The organism is Chitinophaga skermanii (genome assembly GCF_003259335.1).
In the GTDB taxonomy this organism is placed as follows: domain Bacteria; phylum Bacteroidota; class Bacteroidia; order Chitinophagales; family Chitinophagaceae; genus Chitinophaga; species Chitinophaga skermanii.
This window is the reverse complement of the sequence record NZ_QLLL01000006.1, coordinates 18,438-39,310: the sequence shown is the minus strand read 5'-3', so window position 1 is coordinate 39,310 and position 20,873 is coordinate 18,438. Positions and strand designations below refer to the sequence as shown.

The window sequence follows — 20,873 nt, the reverse complement described above, 5'->3', positions numbered from 1 at the left end:
GCCCTATATAATAGTTATATCCCCCCAAATTTTGCCATGTTCAGAAGCGAACGCTTACCCGCAAGTAAACAGTTCAACCCCAATAATTCGACCAATCATCACAAAAAAATCACCTTTCATGTATTCTATTGTACTATGCAATGCATAATACCTACCTTTGCCTTGTAGTTGTTTAAGAAAGGAACTATAATTAATCAAGATCTATAACGAACTAATTATATGAAAACATTTATAAAAACCTTATTATTCAGTACTTTATGCATATGTATAAGTGCTGCTGTATTCGCCCAAGGGTCGAATACAGTCTCTTCTATCTCCGGGAAAATCCTAAAAAGCGGGAACGCACCCGTTGAATTCGCTACCGTAACCCTCTTAAAAGCCAAAGATTCTAGCCTCGTTAAAGGTGCCATTGCCACCATCGAAGGCAAGTACGAATTCGAAAACATTAAAGCCGGTCATTACATTATTGCCGGTTACCACGTAGGGATGGATAAAGTATATTCCAGCCCATTCGAATTCAATGGTCAACACCTTACCATTCCATCCATCGTTTTAAATAACACCGCGAAGAATTTGAAATCCGTTGAAGTAACTGCCAAAAAACCTTTCGTTGAACAACATGCCGATAAAATGGTCATCAACGTGGAAAGTAGTATAGTAGGAGCCGGTGGTACCGCTATGGAAGTTTTAGAGAAATCGCCTACGATTATGGTTGACAAAGATGATAACATCACTCTCAAAGGTAAAGGCGGTGTTATCATTATGATCGATGGGAAGATCACCAACATGAGTTCGCAAGATGTAGCCCAATTGCTCAAAAGCATGCCTAGTTCAAATGTTGAAACCATTGAACTAATCGCCAATCCTTCCGCCAAGTACGACGCTGCGGGCAATGCAGGTATCATCAACATCAAACTCAAAAAGAATAAGAACTTCGGTACCAACGGTTCTATTAACGTTAGCGCAGGTTACGGTGAAAAAGAAAAACTAATGGGGAGTATGAACCTCAATTATCGTAACGAGAAAATAAACGTATACGGTAGCTATAACCACTCGTACCGCGAGAATATCAATAACCTTAGTATCGACCGCACGTTAACCGAAGGCAGCAATAAATCTACCCGCTTCAACCAATCGACCGATATGGATCGTATACTTAAACTATTCGGGTTTAAAGCTGGTGCCGATTACTTTATCAATAAGAACCATACCGTAGGTATTATGATAGATGGTAACTACCGCGATTTCAAAATGCATAGCTACGGTCGTACCCAAATCGGCCAAAATAACATGGTCGACTCGGTATTGCGCTCCCACAATTATAACGAAGCTTTTGGTGGCCGTACCAATTTCAACGTTAACTATAAAGGTGTACTCGATAAAACCGGGAAAGAGTTAAACGTGGATCTCGATTATGGTCGCAACTTTATCGATCAAAGTGCTCAATTCTATTCCCAATTCTTCGATGGTATAGAAAAAGGATACCTAAATGGCGATACCGTTCGTTCACAGCAACCCGCTACCATCAATGTATACACATTCAAAGCAGATTATGTACAGCCGCTTAAAAATAAAGCGAAGTTTGAAGCAGGTGTGAAAATCAGTTTCGTAGAATCGGATAACAAGGTGCGTTTCGACTCGTTAAAAACACAAGGCTGGATATACGACAACAATAGATCAAACCACTTCATCTACCGCGAAAACATCAGCGCTGCATATGTTAACTTTAATAAGCAATATGAAAAATGGGGGTATCAAATCGGGTTACGCGGCGAGAATACCCATGTAACCGGCGATTCTTACGCGAATGTGAACCGCTCTTCCGATACCACTTATTTCAACTTATTCCCCAGCGTATTCATTAATTACAACCTAGATAAAAACAATACCCTCAATTTCTCGTACAGCCGCAGGCTTCGCCGCCCTAGCTACGAATCGTTGAACCCCTTCGAATTCTTCTTGGATAAATACACCAAAGAAGCCGGTAACCCTTATTTGAAACCTGAGTATGCGAACAATTTTGAAATCTCGCACAACTTTAAACAAATGGTGTTCACCAGCATCGGGTATACTTATACAAACAATTCTATTATGAATATTGTGGTAGCTAGTACCGATCCCATTTCCGGTGATACTACAATTCTCACCAATACAAAATTAAATGGTAGCTCGAAAGAAAATATTGCCTTCAATATTTCAGCCCCCATCCAATTATTCAAATGGTGGAAAATTATGCCAACCGCTTCCGTGTACTACAATTCATTCAAAGTAATGCTGTATAACAAGTTGGAAGCTACCAGCAGCATGGGTTTATATAGCCAATTACAAAATACTTTCACCATTACGAAAACCCTCAGCGCAGAGTTAACGGGCAACTACATCTCTCCACAAATAGCCGATCAAGGTATGTTCCGCATGGAAGCTATGTATGGTGTTGATCTAGGTATGCGCAAACAATTGTTCGGTAAACGCGCTACGTTGAATGTAAATGTGCAAGATATTTTTAAAAACCGCATGTTCCGCGGTTCGCAAAGCATCGGTGGACAAGAAATGAAAATTCGTAACCGTTGGGAAAGCCGCCAAATAAATGTTTCATTCAACTACCGCTTCGGTAACATGAACGTAAAAGAAAGCAGAAAACGTAAAGCCGGCCTCGAAGAAGAAGCCAGCCGCATGTAAAAATATAGATGGTAAAACATCAAAACTTACCCGAAAAACTGCATAACAGTTTTAGGTATATATAAGGATGGATAATAAGCGCGACTTGTTTAGGTCGCGCTTTGTTTTTGTGTGGAACGAACACCGGCCATTCTATTAAACAGCCGTTGCTACGCTCAGTTGATCTTTTAGTTGTTGTATCAAACATTGATACAATTATTGTTTCACCACTTTTATCCTGTTAATATCAAACTTCGATACAATTTCCAATACATACACCCCGCTAGGCAAACTACCCACATCATGCAAACTGAACAAGTTCGCACCTTTTACAGTATTGACTTTCTCCGTATACACCAACACGCCTTTAATATTGTACAAGCGTACGATACCAGGCCCGTTTTGTTTGCTAACATATTGAATTTGCAAGGTTTGCTCAAATGGACTATTCGCTTTTAACGCAGTATATAACCCTTCCACAGGTGCCTGCATCCCAGGGCTGCCGGCATTTACTTTCACCGTATAATCTTCCACCTCGCCTTGGTAATTATCTACACCACAAGCTGAAATATCTTGTCCATATCCCATGCGTACGCGCATACGTGTATTCCCAATGGCAGCATTTGCCGGCACAGGAATGCTTGCTGTAAACGGACCACTACCGCGTTTGTAATACACGCGTTCACTTGTTTCAAATTGCTTGTTGTTATTCCAATCTATCCACGCACCCACAGCTATATCTGGCCAGTATTCAACATTCAAATTCACTTCAAGCGAATAGGATTGTCCTGCTGTTACCGTGGCAATGCTAGTGGTGAAATCACTGTAGCCATTCCAACTGGATGTTTTATCCAAGTTCGCAAAGCGTACACGCGTAATGGTGTTGTAATCTAAGGCCGTGGAAGCGGTGCAATAAGCACTTTGGGTACTGGTATCAATAGGGGTACTACTTTGGCCTGTTTTGAGGGCGCCATTGGGTTGCGTATTGTACGCATAATCCATCAAGGAATAACTAGTACCCGCTGCATTTACTTTGAAACGGAACCAACCGTAGTATTTTTCATCACCTATATTGAACGAGAAGCCCGCGTAGCCGGTTTGTCCTTTCCATGCGGTGTAACTATTGGTCACCAATTCATGCTCATACGGGTAATCGCCACCCGCCACAAAGTTCGACGTGTCGCTGATATTTACATTCGCTCCCAACAAAGCAATATTCCGCGTATTGCCCACGCATACCATTGGTTTGGTATAAGTTTCCAACCTAAGCTTGCCGCTATCTGCCCACATACCGTAAGCAGCTGTTGCTATATTATCTACCAAAAAGTAATACCAATTACTCGTTGTATGAATGGTAAACGTCGTATCGTTCACATCCACGTATTTTACAAGGTACGGGTTACGGAAATTCACAGCCAATTGCTTCGAAGCGCTATCTACAGCAATTCCACCCGAAAATGCCGAAGGCAATAATTGTATACTTACATTGGCATTATTGCTAGTAGCATGTGCTGTTGCTTTGCCCGTAAAATACAATTGCGCCGTGTTCCCATTTATTACTTTCACTACCGCTGTTAACCCACTGGGCACATTGCTAATGGTATAATGTGTACCACTTGTTAAATTACCACTCGGTACTACAAACGAAGCGCCTAATACATGCAGCTCTGCTGTATCACCCAAGGCGCCATCATTCACCAAGCTTTCTCTAAAAGCTAATTTCGACCAAGAAAGGGTAGGAGCCCCAGCATTACCGGCTACGATATTAGCATTCGGGGTTTCGTTATACGCATAATCCTTAATCGTGTAACTGCTACCATTAGCGGCAACGCTAATTCTTAACCAACCATAACGGTATTTACCACCTACTGTAAAACGTATCCCAACATAGCCTGTTTTCCCTGCCCATGCTGTGTAGCTGCTACTGTAAATATCATGCTCGTCTGGGTAAGCGCCACCAGCTATAAAGTTCGATGTATCGGAGATATTAGCCCCAGCATTAATCAACCGGATATTCCGTGTACTACCTACGCTAATCGCTGCTTTTTGGTAGGTCTCTAATCGCAATTTATTGGCATTAAACCATCCTCCATATGCAGCATCACCTACACCCAAACTAAAGTACGTCCATACATTGTTAGCACTAATAGTAAAGTCGGCAATATCGTTGTACACAATTTTGTAAGGATTAATAAAGCGAAGACTAAGCGTAATACCAGGTTTGTATAATACACTTGCACCTCCAACAATAGCGGCATTGAGCATCGTAATTTTCACACTGTCGGTATTATTGAGCACTACGTGGTTGCTAGCGGCACCATTAAAGCGAAGCGTAGCCACAGAATCGTTCATCAATTGAATACTGGCCGTTAACCCGCTCGGCAGGTTTGCCACGGTAAAATGTGTGCCTTGCGTAAAGCTGCCACTGCTAGCCGTAAACTTAGCCCCGTACAATAATTTCAACGTATCCACTTCATTGAAACTACCATTGTTCACATCACTCTCCGAGAATATATTGAACTTCGGAATCAACCGTTTCGTATTCGCCGGTAACAAAGTAGCCGCCAAGTTAGCTGCCGACCATAAGTTATTCCTAGCGGCAACACTACTATTTAAAGCCGCTATCATACGGTCGGCCTGCCCCGTTGTAAACATCTTAGGACAATTGGAATAATCCATATAATTCTCCACATTGGCTGTTACACCGCACCAATTAGCATTCACATTACACCCCCCGTAATTCGACTTCGTAGGCGGTGTATCATCCACATAATCCCCCGGCGCATTACATTCATTATCGAATGCATGCCACAGGTTCAAAAAGTGTCCTACTTCGTGCGTAAGTACCCTTTTCATGTAAGCAGACCCAGCTTCGGAACTTCCTATCCCTGGCGCCCCTAAATACCGCCAATTGTATACAATACCATCCAGGTGATTAGTGGCCACCCAATTATCGGGTAAGTAGGCCCAGCCCGAGTTATTATACACCCCTTTTTGTTCTACTTCACTAACCACCCAAATATTCAAATATTTCTCCCCTGGCCAATAGGAAATACTTTTCACCGCCGATCCCGTTCCATCGGGCGCACGCCCATCCAAATCATTAAAGTGATAAGTAACACCGGTTGTAGGATTCCCTTGTGGATCAATTTCAGCCAGGCGAAACTGTATATTAACATTCGCTGCTAGTCCACTAAACCGTGCATCAATCGTCGATGCATCTGCATTCGTCAAACTATAATCTTGGTTTAAAATATTGATCGCACTTTGCACCTGTTCTAAAGTTACCTTATACGGGTTCACAGGATCATTCACATGAAACACCACTGGAATAACAAAAGTCTGTGAAGCCAGCGCCGTTTTCGCCCATCTTTTCGCTTCCCTTTCCTGCACAAACGCCTTCGTTTTCACCTCTTCCAATAAAGCCGCTTTTTTAGAAGCAGGATGCTTCCTATACAAACTTTCCATGGCACGCGTAGCACCACAATGTTCAGGAGATAATTGCTGTCCCGACACAACGGTACAACAAAAGCAAAGGCCAAAGCATAGCCATTGCACAATTACACGAGTAGATAATTGTAACATAACAAACGTTTAAGGAAATAGATACCCGTCACTAAGCCTTACTTAGCGCAGTTTTTTTGGTTGTTAAATTGATTGCTTAGAATAGTAGAATGGCAGGTTACGTTCTGTTTTGTGGAAGAAAAGAACAGAACAACAAGTAAAAAAACAAAAACAAAAGTCAACAATAATAGATGTTCATCAATTACTTCATACACTAGATTTTGGTACAAAAAAATTTCCTGCAGGCAATAAAAATATAAGCTATTGTTTCATTGATTTCAGTTGGACAGCAGCACTAAAGAAAAGACATGTAAAACGGGCAACACAACAACAAAGGCCATAACATGCCTCAAAGAATGAGTATAACTAACACAGGTCAGCCTAATTGTGATAAACGAAACTACCCCAAAATCCAGCACTCCATTTACCCAATATTGACAACTATTGAACAGATTTTAACTCAACCCAACCACCCAATCTCCCCCATCCCAATCAAAACACAAACCCCAATATAATCAAACCACACCCCCAACACAACAGGCACCACAAAGCACCCAATGCCCCTTCACCACAGTAGCACCAAAGCCCCATCGACATCCCGATCAAACGGCGACGCAGTCTTTCGCCGTTTGTCCTCCTTTCTTTGGTTACTTTCTTTGGAGAAGCAAAGAAAGTAACAAATAGGATTTGAATAAAAGATAAAACACCGCTATTATAAAAACCTTTCTAAGAAATTAAGCATAAAAAAATCCCGCTTCTATCGCTAGAAACGGGATTATATAAGAGATCTATTCTACTAATTACTTAGCAAAAGAAGCACGAATAACATTCAACGCACCACCTGCTTTGAACCACTCAATCTGTTGTTCATTGTAAGTGTGGTTAACTACGATTTCGCTGCTAGTACCATCAGCGTGGTGTGCAACCACGGTTAATGTTTTACCAGGTGCGAATGTGGTTAATCCTAAGATGTCGATCACATCGTCTTCTTGGATTAATTCGTAATCTTCTTTGTTAGCAAATGTCAATGCCAACATACCTTGCTTTTTCAAGTTTGTTTCGTGGATACGTGCGAATGATTTCACCAAGATAGCACGAACACCTAAGTGACGTGGTTCCATCGCTGCGTGTTCGCGTGATGAACCTTCACCGTAGTTTTCGTCACCCACTACTACAGAACCGATATGAGCAGCTTTGTAAGCACGTGCAGTTGCTGGAACAGCACCGTATTCACCTGTTAATTGGTTCTTAACAGTATCTGTTTTATCGTTGTAAGCGTTTACAGCACCGATCAACATGTTGTTAGAGATGTTGTCGAGGTGACCGCGGTATTTCAACCAAGGACCAGCCATAGAGATGTGATCCGTCGTACATTTACCTTTCGCTTTGATCAACAATTTCAAGCCTTTCAAGTCAACACCTTCCCATGCTGTGAATGGTGCTAACAATTGTAAACGATCGCTGGTTGGAGATACAACAACTTGTACACCGCTACCGTCAGCTGCTGGAGCTTGGTAACCTGGATCATCTACAGAGAAGCCTGCTGGTGGTAATTCGAAACCTGTTGGCTCATCCAATTTAACTTCTACGCCGTCTTGGTTTTTCAAGGTGTCTGTCATTGGGTTGAATGTCAAATCACCCGCGATAGCCAAAGCAGTTACGATTTCTGGAGAAGCTACGAACGCGTGTGTTGAAGCTAAACCGTCATTACGTTTTGCGAAGTTACGGTTGAAAGAAGTGATGATAGAGTTTTTGCGGTTAGGATCATCGATGTGACGAGCCCATTGACCGATACAAGGACCGCAAGCGTTTGCCAATACAACACCGCCGATTTGATCGAAGGTATTTAACAAACCATCTCTTTCGATTGTATAGCGTACCAATTCAGAACCAGGTGTAATCGTGAATTCTGATTGAACTTTTAAATTCTTAGTAATCGCTTGTTTCGCTAAAGAAGCAGAGCGAGAGATATCTTCGTAAGAAGAGTTCGTACAAGAACCGATCAAAGCAACTTCCAATTTTTCTGGCCAGTTGTTTTCTTTCACCGCTTGCGCGAATTTAGATAAAGGCCAAGCCAAATCTGGTGTGAAAGGACCGTTTACATATGGTTCCAATTCATCCAAATTGATTTCAATTACTTGGTCGTAGTATTTAGCAGGATCAGCGTATACTTCAGCATCTGGACGTAAATGATCTTTCACGCCATCAGCCAAAGCAGCAACTTCTGCACGGCTAGTAACTTTCAAGTAATCGGCCATTTTCTCGTCGTATGCGAATACAGAACAAGTAGCACCAATTTCAGCACCCATGTTACAGATAGTGCCTTTACCGGTAGCGCTTAAGCTATCGGCACCTTCACCAAAGTATTCAACGATGCAACCAGTACCACCTTTAACGGTTAAGATACCAGCTACTTTTAAAATAACGTCTTTTGCAGAAACCCAACCGCTCAATTTACCCGTTAACTTAACACCGATCAATTTCGGCATTTTAAGTTCCCATGGTAAACCGGCCATTACGTCAACCGCATCGGCACCGCCCACACCAATAGCGAGCATACCCATACCACCGGCATTCGGTGTGTGTGAGTCTGTACCAATCATCATACCACCAGGGAATGCGTAGTTCTCAATAACTACTTGGTGAATGATACCAGCACCCGGTTTCCAGAAACCGATGCCGTATTTATTTGAGATAGAAGATAAGAAATCGTAAACTTCTTTATTTGTATCAATCGCAATTGCCAAATCCTGTGTAGCACCAACTTTCGCTTGAATTAAGTGGTCACAGTGTACGGTTGATGGTACAGCAACTTTATCACGACCGCAAGTCATGAACTGCAAAAGCGCCATTTGCGCCGTTGCATCTTGCATCGCCACGCGATCAGGTGCAAACTCTACGTAAGATTTTCCTCGTTCGTATGCAGTAGGAGTAGGTGCGTAAAGGTGAGCGTAGAGAATCTTTTCGGCCAATGTGAGCGGACGACCTAACATTTTACGGGTAGCTTCCACCTTACCCGGTAATGCTTCGTACACTCTTTTAATCATGTCTATATCAAACACCATGGAAATAAAGAATTTAAGAGCGGTTAAAAAATGCACCGCGAAGTTAATCAAATTTGAACAGTTTTTAAACTTTTAACGCATTTACATATACGAAATAATATTGGTTCAAGCGCCACCCGCCTGTTTTATCCCGTTAATTTTATAAATTGTTAAAAGATGCCCCAAAGGGGAGAATTGTCATTTTGAATTGACAAATAATTACGATAAATTTGATATATGAATAGATTGAAAGATTTTATTGAATGGCAGGCCTTTGGCGTTTGTGCAGCCATCGGTAATAAGCTGGGAGTGGCAACGGCTAGAATCAGGCTATTCTTCATATACACCACGTTTATCACCATGGGTTCACCCGTAATTGTGTACATGATTCTCGCTTTTTGGATGAATATGAAGAATTACATTGCCAACGCCCGAAGAAACCCCTTACGCTACCTGTAAGCCATTTATTGCCAACGTTTTCACTTCCTACACAGTGTAATAGGCCCCTCGTTTGCCCGCTTCCTATAGGCAAATCGATACCGTATTGATATTTTATATCAAATTTTTAATTGCATTCAATAAAAAGTATAGGAGTAGAGTAGATAGTGGAATATGAAATGTATAACAAACGGCGCTTAGTCTAGTTGCCAGTTCGTCATACCATGATAATGATTCTGTAATTGATGCACCATGATGGGCTCGTTGAGATTTCTCGTCTCATCCCGGTAATGCAAGCTTAACAATGGATGATGCGGCGCATCGTACATCACCACCGAAAACGGGCCACGTACATACTTCCTACCGGCATCACCACCACTATCATCACGCTGAAATTGCAACCTTACCAATTGCTCTTCATTCAGTGGAATCGGCGATAAATCTTCCGGGGAATACCAATATTCCGCATCGCCTTGCTGTAAACAGGCCTGCCGTAACTCGTGGTCTACTTGCGTTACAGTGCCTTCTTTTAATTGCTCTTCATACCTCGCCAAAACCCAATCACCCACTTTTACTTCATTTAATTGAATCATGGTTGCTTCCTTTTTGGTGCAATATGAATATACGGAAAATTCTGCTGATGAACATCGGTCATGTTGCTGTGGTAATGATCCTAATTGTTACTTTCTTTGCTTCTCCAAAGAAAGTAACCAAAGAAAGGAGGACAAACGGCGAAAGACTGCGTCGCCGTTTGATCGGGATGTCGATGGGGCTTGGGTGCTACTGTGGTGAAGGGCGTTAGGTCTTTGGGGGGCGTGTTTTGTTGGAGGGGTGGGGGGCGTTTTTTAGGTGAATTGTGCGTGCAGTGTTGGATATTTTTTTAATGAGCTGGTGTTGAAGTGGTTATAAGGTTGCTGTTATGTACTAGTAATATCTTCTAATGTTCTTCCAATGTTCTTCTAATGTTAGGTCAATGTTTTTCCAATATGTAGGATATATATCCCATATAGTTTGGATGGTATGGAGATGTTTTGAGTGTTTTTAAGTAGTATTATAAAAGTGATGGTATTTTAACGTGACAATTTGTCGATGAAGGGAGGGGGTTGACCACGTTTTTTTCGAGGATTTACCCAGTGTTTTCCCATAATTTCCCGGTGTTTGTAAGGGTGTTGCCGAGTATTTGTCGAGTGTTTGTCGACACTTCACCGAGGGAAAGCGAGTGTTTATAAGGGTTTAGTAAGGCTTTTGTCGACTGTTTGTCGACATTTTTCGATGAAAGGCTTTGTAGGTTTGAGTTTAGGGTTGAAAAGTCGATATTTTTAACCTTTTTGTAGGCTGGGTAAAGGTTTGGTTGAAAATTCGTTTTAAAGCCGTTTTAAGGCTGTTTTGTGAATTTTTACTGAGTTTATCGAAAGGTGTGTTTGGTGGTCTTAATTGGGCTGAAAGTGGCCTTTAAATTGATTTTTCGGGAGGGGTTAATCTTGTTTTTGAGGGGAGGGCGAATGATTAAATTGTTGCAGGTGTCACGTTGGCATTTTGAGTGGGTGAGGGTCGGAGTTGAAAAGATTGTAAATATAATATTATACTATTATAAAGAAGAAAGGGTGCCGCCTTATGGGTGACACCCTTTTATATTTCACTTGAATTAGTGTTGTGGTTTGTGAACGGCTTGGCGGATTTTTACTAAATCTTCCAAAAGTTCTTCCAACAAATCTAGGCGGAGCATGTTAGCGCCGTCGGATTTGGCTTTAGAGGGTTCTGGGTGGGTTTCGATGAAAAGACCATCTGCACCTGCTGCAATAGCCGCTTTGGCGATGGTGCCAATCATTTGTGGGTTACCACCTGTAACACCGCTCGTTTGGTTAGGCTGTTGTAAAGAGTGGGTACAGTCCATAATAACAGGTACACCGAAGCTTCTCATGGTAGGGATGTTACGGTAATCTACCACTAAGTCTTGGTAACCGAAAGTGGTACCACGCTCAGTTAACATGATGTGCTTGTTACCTGCTTGTTCAATCTTTTCTACAGCGAATTTCATGGATTCACCGCTCAAGAATTGACCTTTTTTCACGTTTACAAATTTGCCGGTATCAGCAGCTGCAATCAAAATGTCGGTTTGGCGACAAAGAAACGCCGGGATTTGTAAAATGTCTACATAAGCGGCAGCCATCGCTGCTTCTGCTGCAGAGTGAATATCTGAAGTGGTAGGCACATTGAAGTGTTGTCCTACTTTTTGTACTAATTCTAATCCTTCTACGTCACCTACGCCAGTAAAGGAGTTGATGCTCGTTCTGTTGGCTTTTCTATAAGAAGCTTTAAAAACGTAAGGAATGTTCAATCGTTTACAGATGCCAGATACTTTTTCAGCAACAGTCATCAACAGGGCTTCGTCTTCTACAACGCAAGGGCCGGCAATTAAGAAGAAATTGTCGGGGTTATATTGTTCTTTAAAGAGAGTTTTTAAAATTTTCATGCCGCAAAATTAATGAAAAATAATTGGAAGGAGGCCCCCCGGAAAGCCCCACAGGTACCGCATATAACAATTGTATGATAATTGTTTTCTTTTTTATAAGAACCTTAACACATTTTGTAGCGTATTTGTAAAGCAGGAGAGGATGTGTATTAAAATTCTCCCCGAACCCACTAATATTACATGCAACAAACTAAATTTGGCCTTTAATTACCAGCAAAGTATGAAGAAAGATAAGATCCTAGTTATCGGCGCATGCGGACAAATCGGCGTTGAGCTTACCTTGGCGCTCCGTAAAATGTACGGCGAAGGCAATGTTATTGCTTCCGATCTAAGGGAAGAACACGAATTACTCCGCGGCACTGGTCCTTACGTTTCTTTGGACGTGATGAACAAGGAGATGTTACACGTGCTTGTTATCCGTCATAACATCACCCAAGTTTACTTATTGGCTGCCATCCTCTCAGCTACCGGTGAGAAAAACCCACTCCTCGCTTGGCACATTAACATGGCTAGCCTGTTAAACGTGCTCGATATCGCGAAAGAAGAAGGTTTGGATAAAGTATACTGGCCAAGTTCTATCGCTGTTTTCGGTCCTAATTCCCCTAAGGAAGATACCGAACAACACACGATCATCGAACCTACTACCATCTACGGTATCAGCAAGTTCGCCGGCGAACGTTGGTGCGAATACTACAATCATCGCTACAATGTCGACGTACGCAGCCTTCGCTACCCAGGTCTCATTTCTTACAAATCAGCACCAGGTGGCGGTACTACCGATTACGCCGTAGAAATCTTCCACGAAGCACTCGAAGAAAAGTCTTACAAATGCTTCCTCCGCGAAGATACCTACCTTCCCATGATGTATATGCCAGATGCCATCCGCGCTACCATCGAATTGATGGAATCCGATGCATCTAAAATCTCCGTGCGCGCAGGCTATAACCTCGCCTCTATGAGCTTCTCACCAAAAGAAATCGCCGCGGAAATCAAAAAACATATCCCAGATTTCACCATCTCCTACGAACCAGATTACCGCCAAGCAATCGCCGACGGCTGGCCTGGTAGCATTAACGACGAGTTAGCGCGTAAAGATTGGGGCTGGAACCATGAATACGATCTGCCGAAAATGGTGGAAGATATGTTGACGAATCTACCTGCTCAATTAGCAAAATAATTACAACAATACGTTACGTTTTTAAAAGGCTTTTCCAGTTTTGGAAAGGCCTTTTTGTTGCGTGTATCCCGGAGGGAGGAGATTAATTGTTTTTTCTTTTGATGGGTGTCGAGTAGGCTGTTTTGGGTTACATCCCATTGTGTTACTTTCTTTGCTTCTCCAAAGAAAGTAACCAAAGAAAGGAGGACAAACGGCGAAAGACTGCGTCGCCGTTTGATCGGGATGTCGATGGGGCTTTGGTGCTACTGTGGTGAAGGGCATTGGGTTCTTTGTGGTGCCTGTTGTGTTGGGGTTTGGTTATGAAGTAATGTGGATGATGTAGATGAAGGAGATGGGGGAGATGGGGGAACCTTTAGGGACGGGAGGAGCTAATGGTTTTGGGGGATTATTAAGGGGGGATGAAGGTATTGTGAATGGGAGGGTGGGGATTGAGTAGACATTGATGTAAATGCAAAAGCCGCTTCAACTTTGTTGAAACGGCTTTTTATCATGAATGGTATGCGTGGGCATTTTTATGCTTCTGAAACAAAGCCTATGGCAACGGTGGCGTTCGTGAATTCATCGATGAGGATGAAGGTACCGTTTGCGGGGTTTTGTTCGTATGCGTCGGCGAAGATGGGTTGGGCGGTTTTGATGCGGATTTTACCGATGTCGTTAAGGCCTAACTCTTTCTTGTCGTCTAAGATGCGTTGGGTGGTTACTTCTACTACGAAGTCGATGGATTGTACTTTGGCTTTTACGCGGTTAGCGCCGTGTTGAATTAAAAGGGCTTTACCGGGTGTGAGCTTTTGTTGGTCCATCCAACATACGCGGGCGGCTATTTCTTTTAAGCCTTCGGGGATGTTGCTGCTTTTTACAAGCAAGTTGCCGCGACTTACGTCGATTTCATCTTCTAAGGTGATTACTACACTGTCGTTGGCATGGGCCGATGATAGTTGTGTTTCAAACTTTTCGATGCTTTTTATTTTGCTTTTGTGGTTAGAAGGTAACGATACTACCTCGTCGCCTATTTTGAATTCGCCGCTGGCTACTTTGCCGGCGAAGCCACGGAAATCGTGGTACTGCTCGGTTTTCGGGCGAATCACGTATTGTACCGGGAAACGGGCAGGGCGTTCTGCGGCGAAGTCGAGTTCGATTTGTTCTAAGTAAGGTAAAAGTGGGGTGCCACTATACCAAGCCATTTTATCGGAGTTCGTTACCAAGTTCTCGCCATAGATCGAGGAAATAGGGATGAACTGGATGGTTTGTGCTTGGAAATCCGAGTTGGCTTGCAATTGTTTGAAATCATTTACGATGGAATCAAAGCGAGCTTGTTCGTAGTCTACCAAGTCCATTTTATTTACACATACTACCAAGTGCGGAATGCGTAAAAGTTGTGCAATGTAATAATGGCGGTAGGTTTGCTCTACGATTCCCTTGCGGGCATCGATGAGGATAAGCGATACTTGGGCAGTACTGGAGCCAGTAACCATGTTACGGGTATACTCGAAGTGGCCCGGGGTATCGGCAATAATATATTTGCGGTTGGGTGTGCTAAAGTAAATGTGCGCCACATCGATGGTAATACCTTGTTCACGTTCCGCGATAAGGCCATCGGTTAATAACGAAAGATCCGTGAAGTCTAAACCTTTGCGTTTACTAGCGTTGTGCAGGGCTTCCAGTTTGTCTTGGGTGATAGAGTTGGTATCGTATAAAAGCCTGCCAATAAGGGTGCTTTTGCCATCGTCTACACTGCCGGAAGTGGTGATACGTAAAACGTCCATACTATTTGCATATTTTGAACTGCGCGAGCAGTTGGGATTGTTGAATATTGAGTTACTGGATGGAATAGGAGTGAAGCGGGTTGATTAGAAATAACCGGCTTGTTTCCTACGTTCCATCGCTGCTTCAGAGCGTTTATCGTCGATGCGGGCACCTCTTTCAGAGATTTTCGCAGCGAGGATTTCCGTGATAATGTCTTCCAGCTTATCTGCTTCAGATACAACAGCAGCTGTACAAGTCATATCACCTACGGTACGGAAGCGTACTTTGCTCTTAAAGGGTACTTCTTCTTCAGTGGTATTTAGGAAGGAAGAGTAAGGCCAATACATGCCGTCGCGTTCTATGATCTCTCTTTCATGGGAGAAATAGATGCTTGGGATGGCCAAGTTTTCTTCCCGGATATAATTCCATACGTCGAGCTCCGTCCAGTTAGAAATCGGGAACACGCGCACGTTTTCACCAATATTGATCTTACCGTTTAAATGATCGAATAATTCTGGACGTTGCATTTTGGCATTCCATTGTCCAAATTCATCTCTTACGCTAAAGATGCGTTCTTTTGCACGTGCCTTTTCTTCGTCTCTTCTGGCCCCTCCAATACATGCATCAAACTTCAACTCTTCAATGGCATCCAGCAATGTCACGGTTTGTAAAGCATTTCTGCTGGCATATTTACCGGTTTCTTCTTTCACTTTCCCTTGGTCGATGCTGTCTTGTACATTACGTACAATCAATTCCAATCCCAATGTTTCCACGAGCCAATCGCGGAATTGGATAGTTTCAGGGAAGTTATGACCGGTGTCGACGTGCAACAATGGAAAAGGAATTTTACCGGGGTGGAAAGCCTTCTGCGCCAAACGCACAAGGGTAATAGAATCTTTACCACCAGAGAAAAGGATGGCTGGTCTTTCAAATTGGGCTGCAGTTTCGCGGAGTATGTATATTGCTTCATCTTCTAGTGCCCTAGGAAATTGCCATTGTATATTACTCATTGCATGATGTTTATTGGAGGATGATAAATTCGTGTTTGATAATTGAACCTTAGTGACTGTGTAAACCGCATTCTTTTTGCGATTGTTCCCACCACCAACGTCCTGCTCTTGGGTGTTCACCCGGCTCGATGGCCCTTGTACAAGGGGCACAACCGATACTGATGAACCCTTTTTTATGAAGTTTATTGAAAGGCACATTGTGTTCGTCGAGGTAAGCGAGCATCTGCTCGTAGCTCCAGTCGATCAGCGGGTTGTATTTGTACAACTGCCGTTGTTCGTCCCATTCAATAGCCGGCATGTTTTGCCGGTTGTCGGATTGTTCTGAACGAAGTCCTGTAATCCAAACCTTCGTTCCTTCCAATGCCCGGTTCAATGGCTCCACTTTGCGGATAAAACAGCATTCTTTACGGTTCTCCACCGAATCATAAAAGCTGTTCACCCCTTTTTCCGCCACCAAGCGCTCTACTGCCGATGTACCCGGGAAGTAGATTTCGAATGGCTGTTTGTAACGTGCACGGGTGAGGTCCATTAAATCGTATGTTTCTTGGAAAAGGCGGCCGGTATCTAAGGTGAATACGCGCACTGGTAATGCGTGGCGCCAAATAATGTCGGCAATAACTTGATCTTCCTGCCCAAACGACGATGAAAAGGCCACCGCGCCGGGGAAAGTTTGCGTGAGCCGTAGAATAGCTTCCTGTATACTGGGTTGGTCGGCCAGTACCTGATCAATATTTTCCATGTATCTATTATTAAAACCCGTTCAACAAAAATACACAAATCCTACATAAAAGGTAGACTATATGGAGTTATTTTTGAATTTTTTTGGGGAATAAAAAAGCGAAAGCTAGTACGGTGACTAACTTTCGCTGTGAATGAGTGAGTTATAGTGTAGGACTAGCTTTTAGTAACTAGGTCCTTCAACGTTTTATTTTCTAAAATCTTGAGGGACGCATCGCGGACGCGGCTCATTACGTCGTGTAACCCGCACACCGCTTCATCTTTGCAATTTTCGCAGCGTTCGTAATAATTCAAGCTCACGCAGGGAAGGAGGGCGATAGGACCGTCCAATAAGCGGATGATACGTGCTAAGGCAATTTCCTTAGGGGCGCGCATCAAGTAATAACCGCCGCCTTTACCTTTTTTACTACCGAGGATACCCGCATTTTTTAACTCCAAGAGAATATTCTCAAGGAACTTGATGGAGATATTTTTCTCTTTTGCGATCTCGGAAATAAGGATGGGTCCTTTGTCCACATTCTCAGCTAGGTGAATTAATGCGTGAAACGCGTACTGTGTTTTTTTAGAAAGCATAATGAATTCTGGGTTGTTTGCACTCCCGTTTTAAAAAGCGTGTTGTTATATGCACACTTGTTGCAAATATAACGGCTTTCCGCTAAAATTACATACAAGCGCCCTTCGGTCGGTGGTTTTGACATGATCAATGGTCGACCGGTAGCAAATTTGAGCCTTTTTTAGAGGTTCAACACGTCTTTCATCGTATAAACACCTTTTTTACCTACCATGTACACGGCAGCCGCTACGGCACCTGCCGCAAATCCTTGGCGGTTGTGGGCAGTGTGGGTAATAGAGATATCATCGATGTCGGAAGTATACGTAACAGTATGTGTACCTGGCGTAGGGTCGATTCTTTCGGAAGCGATACCCAATTCGCCTGGATTGTGTGCACTACCTTCTACCCATTTGGTTTTGCTGCTGTTCACTGCGAGAATTTCTTCTGCCAACGTAATGGCAGTACCGCTGGGTGCATCTTTCTTTTGGGTATGATGGATCTCTAACATTTGTACATCGTACTCTTTGTGAGGGGCCATCAAGGCTGCTAAACGCTTATTTACTTCGAAGAAGATATTTACCCCGATGCTGAAGTTGCTAGCGCAGAGGAAACCGTGGTTACCTGCTTTGCAACGCTCTTCCACTTCCGGTAATCTATCCAACCAGCCCGTGGTACCTACTACAACGGGTACATTTGCTGCGAAACATTTCATGATGTTATCTACAGCCGTTGCCGGTGTTGTAAATTCAATGGCTACATCTGCTTTGCTCAATTCATTGGGCTCCAGCAAATGCAAGTTGTTCATATCTATCCTGTGAATTACTTCGTGTCCTTTCGCGGTAGCAATGGCTTCAATGGCTTTACCCATTTTACCGTACCCAATCAGTGCAATTTTCATATGGTTGTAGTTTGTGCCGCCTGCCTTGGCCGGTCGGCCGGCCTTTCGTGCTGGCCATTCTTTCTATCTTTGTTGTTAAAATCTCAAGCCGCCTGCATAGCTATGCTTGTAGGAGTTCTTTTTACCGAGTTGGAAGTTGATACCCACACCAATACCTTGGCCATTAATTACCTTTGGGTATACCTGCATGCTCAAATCATTCGATATATCAAACTGTTTCAAATGGGCAAATACGGTGGCGTCGACGATGTTCAAGCCATAAGCTAAAACAAACACAAGCACCGAATAATCTACGTATTGCCTATATGCATCTCGTAAATACGTTAAATCTTGGTCGGAATACCGTTTGTAAGGGTCCACGAAGTTCGGGTTGCCTTGGTTAGCAGATCTTACCCGGTAAGCATCGCGGTAGGTTTTATATTGGTCCATATTCCAAACAAAAAAGCCCGCGCTTACACCCAATGCGGCATAAACGATCGGTACTTTCCAGTATTCGCGGTTATACATTTGTCCTAATCCTGGTAATACGGCTGAATAAAATGCAGCCTTGGTAGGATTGTGCAAAGCTTTCGATTTCAATACAATTCTCGCTGTGCTATCGGGCTTTGCTACAGGTGTAAGTACGGTAGGTGTTACGGCCGTATCCACTTTAGGTGGAACGGTGTCGCGCAATTTCGCTGTGTTGCTTAATGCAATGGAATCTGCTACAAATTTTGCCCTTCTTACCGAATCTTTCTGCTGTGCCTTTAAATTCGTTACCATGCTCGCTATTACAACGATCACTAATAACATTGTGCGTAGCAATGGATACATATTCCTTGCCTTATTTTTCACCGTACATTGATATTTTGTCGAGAATGCTATCCAACTCTTCATCAGAATAGAACTCGATCTGGATACTGCCTTTACCATTTTTACTCCTGTCTAATTTTACCTTGGTAGAAAAATGAGAGGCTAATTTATCTTCAATTTTTTTATATGCAGGAGGTAACCCGTTATTTACAGGTTTTTTAACATTTGCTTTCTCGTTGAAGTTGACCTTGCGAACCAACTCTTCCGTTTGACGAACCGATAAGCCATTCTTCACCACTTCGTTGAATACAAAGAGTTGTTTCTCGATGTTTTCCACCCCAATTAGCGCCCTGGCATGGCCCATGCTAATACTCGCATTGCGCACCGCTACTTGAATATCCGGTGGCAATTTCAGCAAACGGATATAGTTCGTAACGGTACTTCTTTCTTTACCCATCCTATCGGCTACTTGCTCCTGGGTAAATACACATTCCTCCATCAAGCGCTTGTAACTCAAGCCAATCTCGATAGCGTTCAGGTTTTCCCTTTGCAAGTTTTCCAATAAAGCCAACTCCAAGAGCTCTTGGTCGTTCGCCTGGCGCACGTACGCCGGGATGTCTTTCAACCCCGCCATTTTACTGGCACGTAAACGACGTTCACCGGCAATCAATTGGTATTTCTTACCAACTTTTGCAACGGTAATAGGTTGTATAATGTCGTGAATCTTAATTGAATGACTCAGCTCCTGTAAAGCCTGTTCATCAAAATCTCTACGGGGTTGCTTGGGATTGACCTCGATATCATCCAACGGGATGCGCTCGATACCGGTAGCAGCAGCCACAACTTGTTTATCCAACGCGTTGGAAGTCTGTTGTAATTCGGTATCAATATTTTGCAATAGCGAGCGGATGCCTTTCCCCAACGCCGCTTTTTTACTCGGATTGGTCATGTTTGCTAACTAAGATTTTATCTTTTGACTTGATTTTCGTGTAGTTGTGTTTCTGCAAAATCTCTTTTGCCAGGTTCAAGTAGTTGATAGCACCCGTGCTGGATGCATCGTACATAATCACCGATTTACCAAAGCTAGGTGCTTCACCCAGTTTCGTGTTACGGTGGATGATGGTATTGAACACGCTTTCTTCGAAGTGTTGTTTAACCTCGTCAACCACTTGGTTGCTTAAACGTAAACGGCCATCGTACATCGTCATTAAAATACCTTCAATTTCCAACTCGGTATTGAGGCGACTTTGTACAATTTTGATGGTATTTAATAACTTGCCCAAACCTTCCAACGCGAAGAACTCACATTGTACCGGAATAATTACAGAGTTGGCTGCTACTAAAGCATTCACAGTAATCAAACCCAAAGAAGGCGAACAGTCTAAAATCACGAAATCATAATCATCCTTCACACCGTCAATCACTTGTTTCATCACACGCTCGCGGTTCGGATGATTAATTAACTCCAATTCGGCCCCAACTAAGTCGATGTGAGAAGGCAATACGCGTAGGTTCGGCGTATCCGATTCTAAAATCACGTCTTTCGCCTTTACATCATTGACCATGCAATCATATAAACTCTGTTGGATATTACGCAAATCAAAACCCAATCCAGTTGTACTGTTAGCCTGCGGATCCGCATCTACCAGTAGTGTCTTGAATTCCAATACAGCTAAGCTGCTGGCTAGGTTGATGGCACTGGTAGTTTTACCAACACCCCCTTTTTGATTGGCGATTGCAATAATTCTTGCCATTGTATTTTTTAAAATATATAGGTTAATAGGA

Annotated in this window: 15 protein-coding genes; 3 read left to right on the top strand and 12 right to left on the bottom strand. The window is 43.0% G+C overall.

The genetic code is table 11. The annotated features are described in order from the left end of the window. Positions 1-219: 219 nt before the first annotated feature. On the top strand, positions 220-2,679 hold the full coding sequence (locus LX64_RS15885; RefSeq protein WP_111598674.1) for a TonB-dependent receptor domain-containing protein: 2,460 nt from the start codon (positions 220-222) through the stop codon (positions 2,677-2,679). A 195-nt stretch (positions 2,680-2,874) separates the two neighbouring features. Here the strand turns inward: LX64_RS15885 and LX64_RS15880 are convergent, their stop codons facing one another. After that, a complete protein-coding gene (locus LX64_RS15880; protein ID WP_111598673.1) occupies positions 2,875-6,243 on the bottom strand; it encodes a M43 family zinc metalloprotease in 3,369 nt (1,122 codons plus the stop codon). 779 nt (positions 6,244-7,022) lie between these two features. Further along, positions 7,023-9,287, bottom strand: a complete 2,265-nt coding sequence (locus tag LX64_RS15870; protein WP_111598671.1) for an aconitate hydratase — start codon at positions 9,285-9,287, stop codon at positions 7,023-7,025. Positions 9,288-9,503: 216 nt separating this feature from the next. Here LX64_RS15870 and LX64_RS15865 point away from each other — a divergent pair, with 216 nt between their 5' ends. Next, entirely contained in the window at positions 9,504-9,725 is a 222-nt protein-coding gene (locus LX64_RS15865) for a PspC domain-containing protein (RefSeq protein WP_111598670.1), read from the top strand. Positions 9,726-9,901: 176 nt separating this feature from the next. Here the strand turns inward: LX64_RS15865 and LX64_RS15860 are convergent, their stop codons facing one another. Both LX64_RS15860 and kdsA read right to left on the bottom strand, forming a co-directional pair. Continuing rightward, positions 9,902-10,297, bottom strand: a complete 396-nt coding sequence (locus tag LX64_RS15860) for a hypothetical protein (RefSeq protein ID WP_111598669.1) — start codon at positions 10,295-10,297, stop codon at positions 9,902-9,904. A gap of 1,052 nt (positions 10,298-11,349) precedes the next feature. After that, positions 11,350-12,177, bottom strand: coding sequence for a 3-deoxy-8-phosphooctulonate synthase (kdsA, locus tag LX64_RS15850; protein WP_111598667.1), 828 nt, complete (start codon positions 12,175-12,177; stop codon positions 11,350-11,352). Between the two features lie 220 nt (positions 12,178-12,397). Here kdsA and LX64_RS15845 point away from each other — a divergent pair, with 220 nt between their 5' ends. Next, positions 12,398-13,354, top strand: coding sequence for an NAD-dependent epimerase/dehydratase family protein (locus tag LX64_RS15845; protein WP_111599087.1), 957 nt, complete (start codon positions 12,398-12,400; stop codon positions 13,352-13,354). A 512-nt stretch (positions 13,355-13,866) separates the two neighbouring features. On the opposite strand, the gene LX64_RS15835 is transcribed toward LX64_RS15845, so the two are convergent. The 8 genes from LX64_RS15835 to LX64_RS15800 all read right to left on the bottom strand — a co-directional run bounded on the left by LX64_RS15835 (position 13,867) and on the right by LX64_RS15800 (position 20,842). Beyond that, a complete protein-coding gene (locus tag LX64_RS15835; RefSeq protein ID WP_111598665.1) occupies positions 13,867-15,117 on the bottom strand; it encodes a sulfate adenylyltransferase subunit 1 in 1,251 nt (416 codons plus the stop codon). A gap of 84 nt (positions 15,118-15,201) precedes the next feature. Beyond that, complete coding sequence (cysD, locus tag LX64_RS15830; RefSeq protein ID WP_111598664.1) at positions 15,202-16,107, bottom strand: sulfate adenylyltransferase subunit CysD; 906 nt, start codon at positions 16,105-16,107, stop codon at positions 15,202-15,204. Between the two features lie 49 nt (positions 16,108-16,156). Continuing rightward, positions 16,157-16,846 carry a phosphoadenylyl-sulfate reductase gene (locus LX64_RS15825; protein ID WP_111598663.1) on the bottom strand — a complete coding sequence of 230 codons (690 nt, stop codon included), beginning with the start codon at positions 16,844-16,846 and terminating at the stop codon, positions 16,157-16,159. Between the two features lie 155 nt (positions 16,847-17,001). Next, the gene (locus LX64_RS15820; protein ID WP_111598662.1) at positions 17,002-17,418 is read right to left on the bottom strand and encodes an RrF2 family transcriptional regulator; all 417 of its coding nucleotides are present in this window, start codon (positions 17,416-17,418) and stop codon (positions 17,002-17,004) included. A gap of 161 nt (positions 17,419-17,579) precedes the next feature. After that, positions 17,580-18,296 carry a 4-hydroxy-tetrahydrodipicolinate reductase gene (gene dapB / locus LX64_RS15815; protein ID WP_111598661.1) on the bottom strand — a complete coding sequence of 239 codons (717 nt, stop codon included), beginning with the start codon at positions 18,294-18,296 and terminating at the stop codon, positions 17,580-17,582. 75 nt (positions 18,297-18,371) lie between these two features. Further along, on the bottom strand, positions 18,372-19,109 hold the full coding sequence (locus LX64_RS15810; protein WP_148707344.1) for a DUF5683 domain-containing protein: 738 nt from the start codon (positions 19,107-19,109) through the stop codon (positions 18,372-18,374). A 10-nt stretch (positions 19,110-19,119) separates the two neighbouring features. Beyond that, a complete protein-coding gene (locus tag LX64_RS15805) occupies positions 19,120-20,037 on the bottom strand; it encodes a ParB/RepB/Spo0J family partition protein (RefSeq protein ID WP_111598659.1) in 918 nt (305 codons plus the stop codon). Then, the gene (locus LX64_RS15800; protein ID WP_111598658.1) at positions 20,021-20,842 is read right to left on the bottom strand and encodes a ParA family protein; all 822 of its coding nucleotides are present in this window, start codon (positions 20,840-20,842) and stop codon (positions 20,021-20,023) included. Before LX64_RS15800 ends, LX64_RS15805 begins: the two co-directional genes overlap by 17 nt. Between the last annotated feature and the right edge of the window lie 31 nt (positions 20,843-20,873).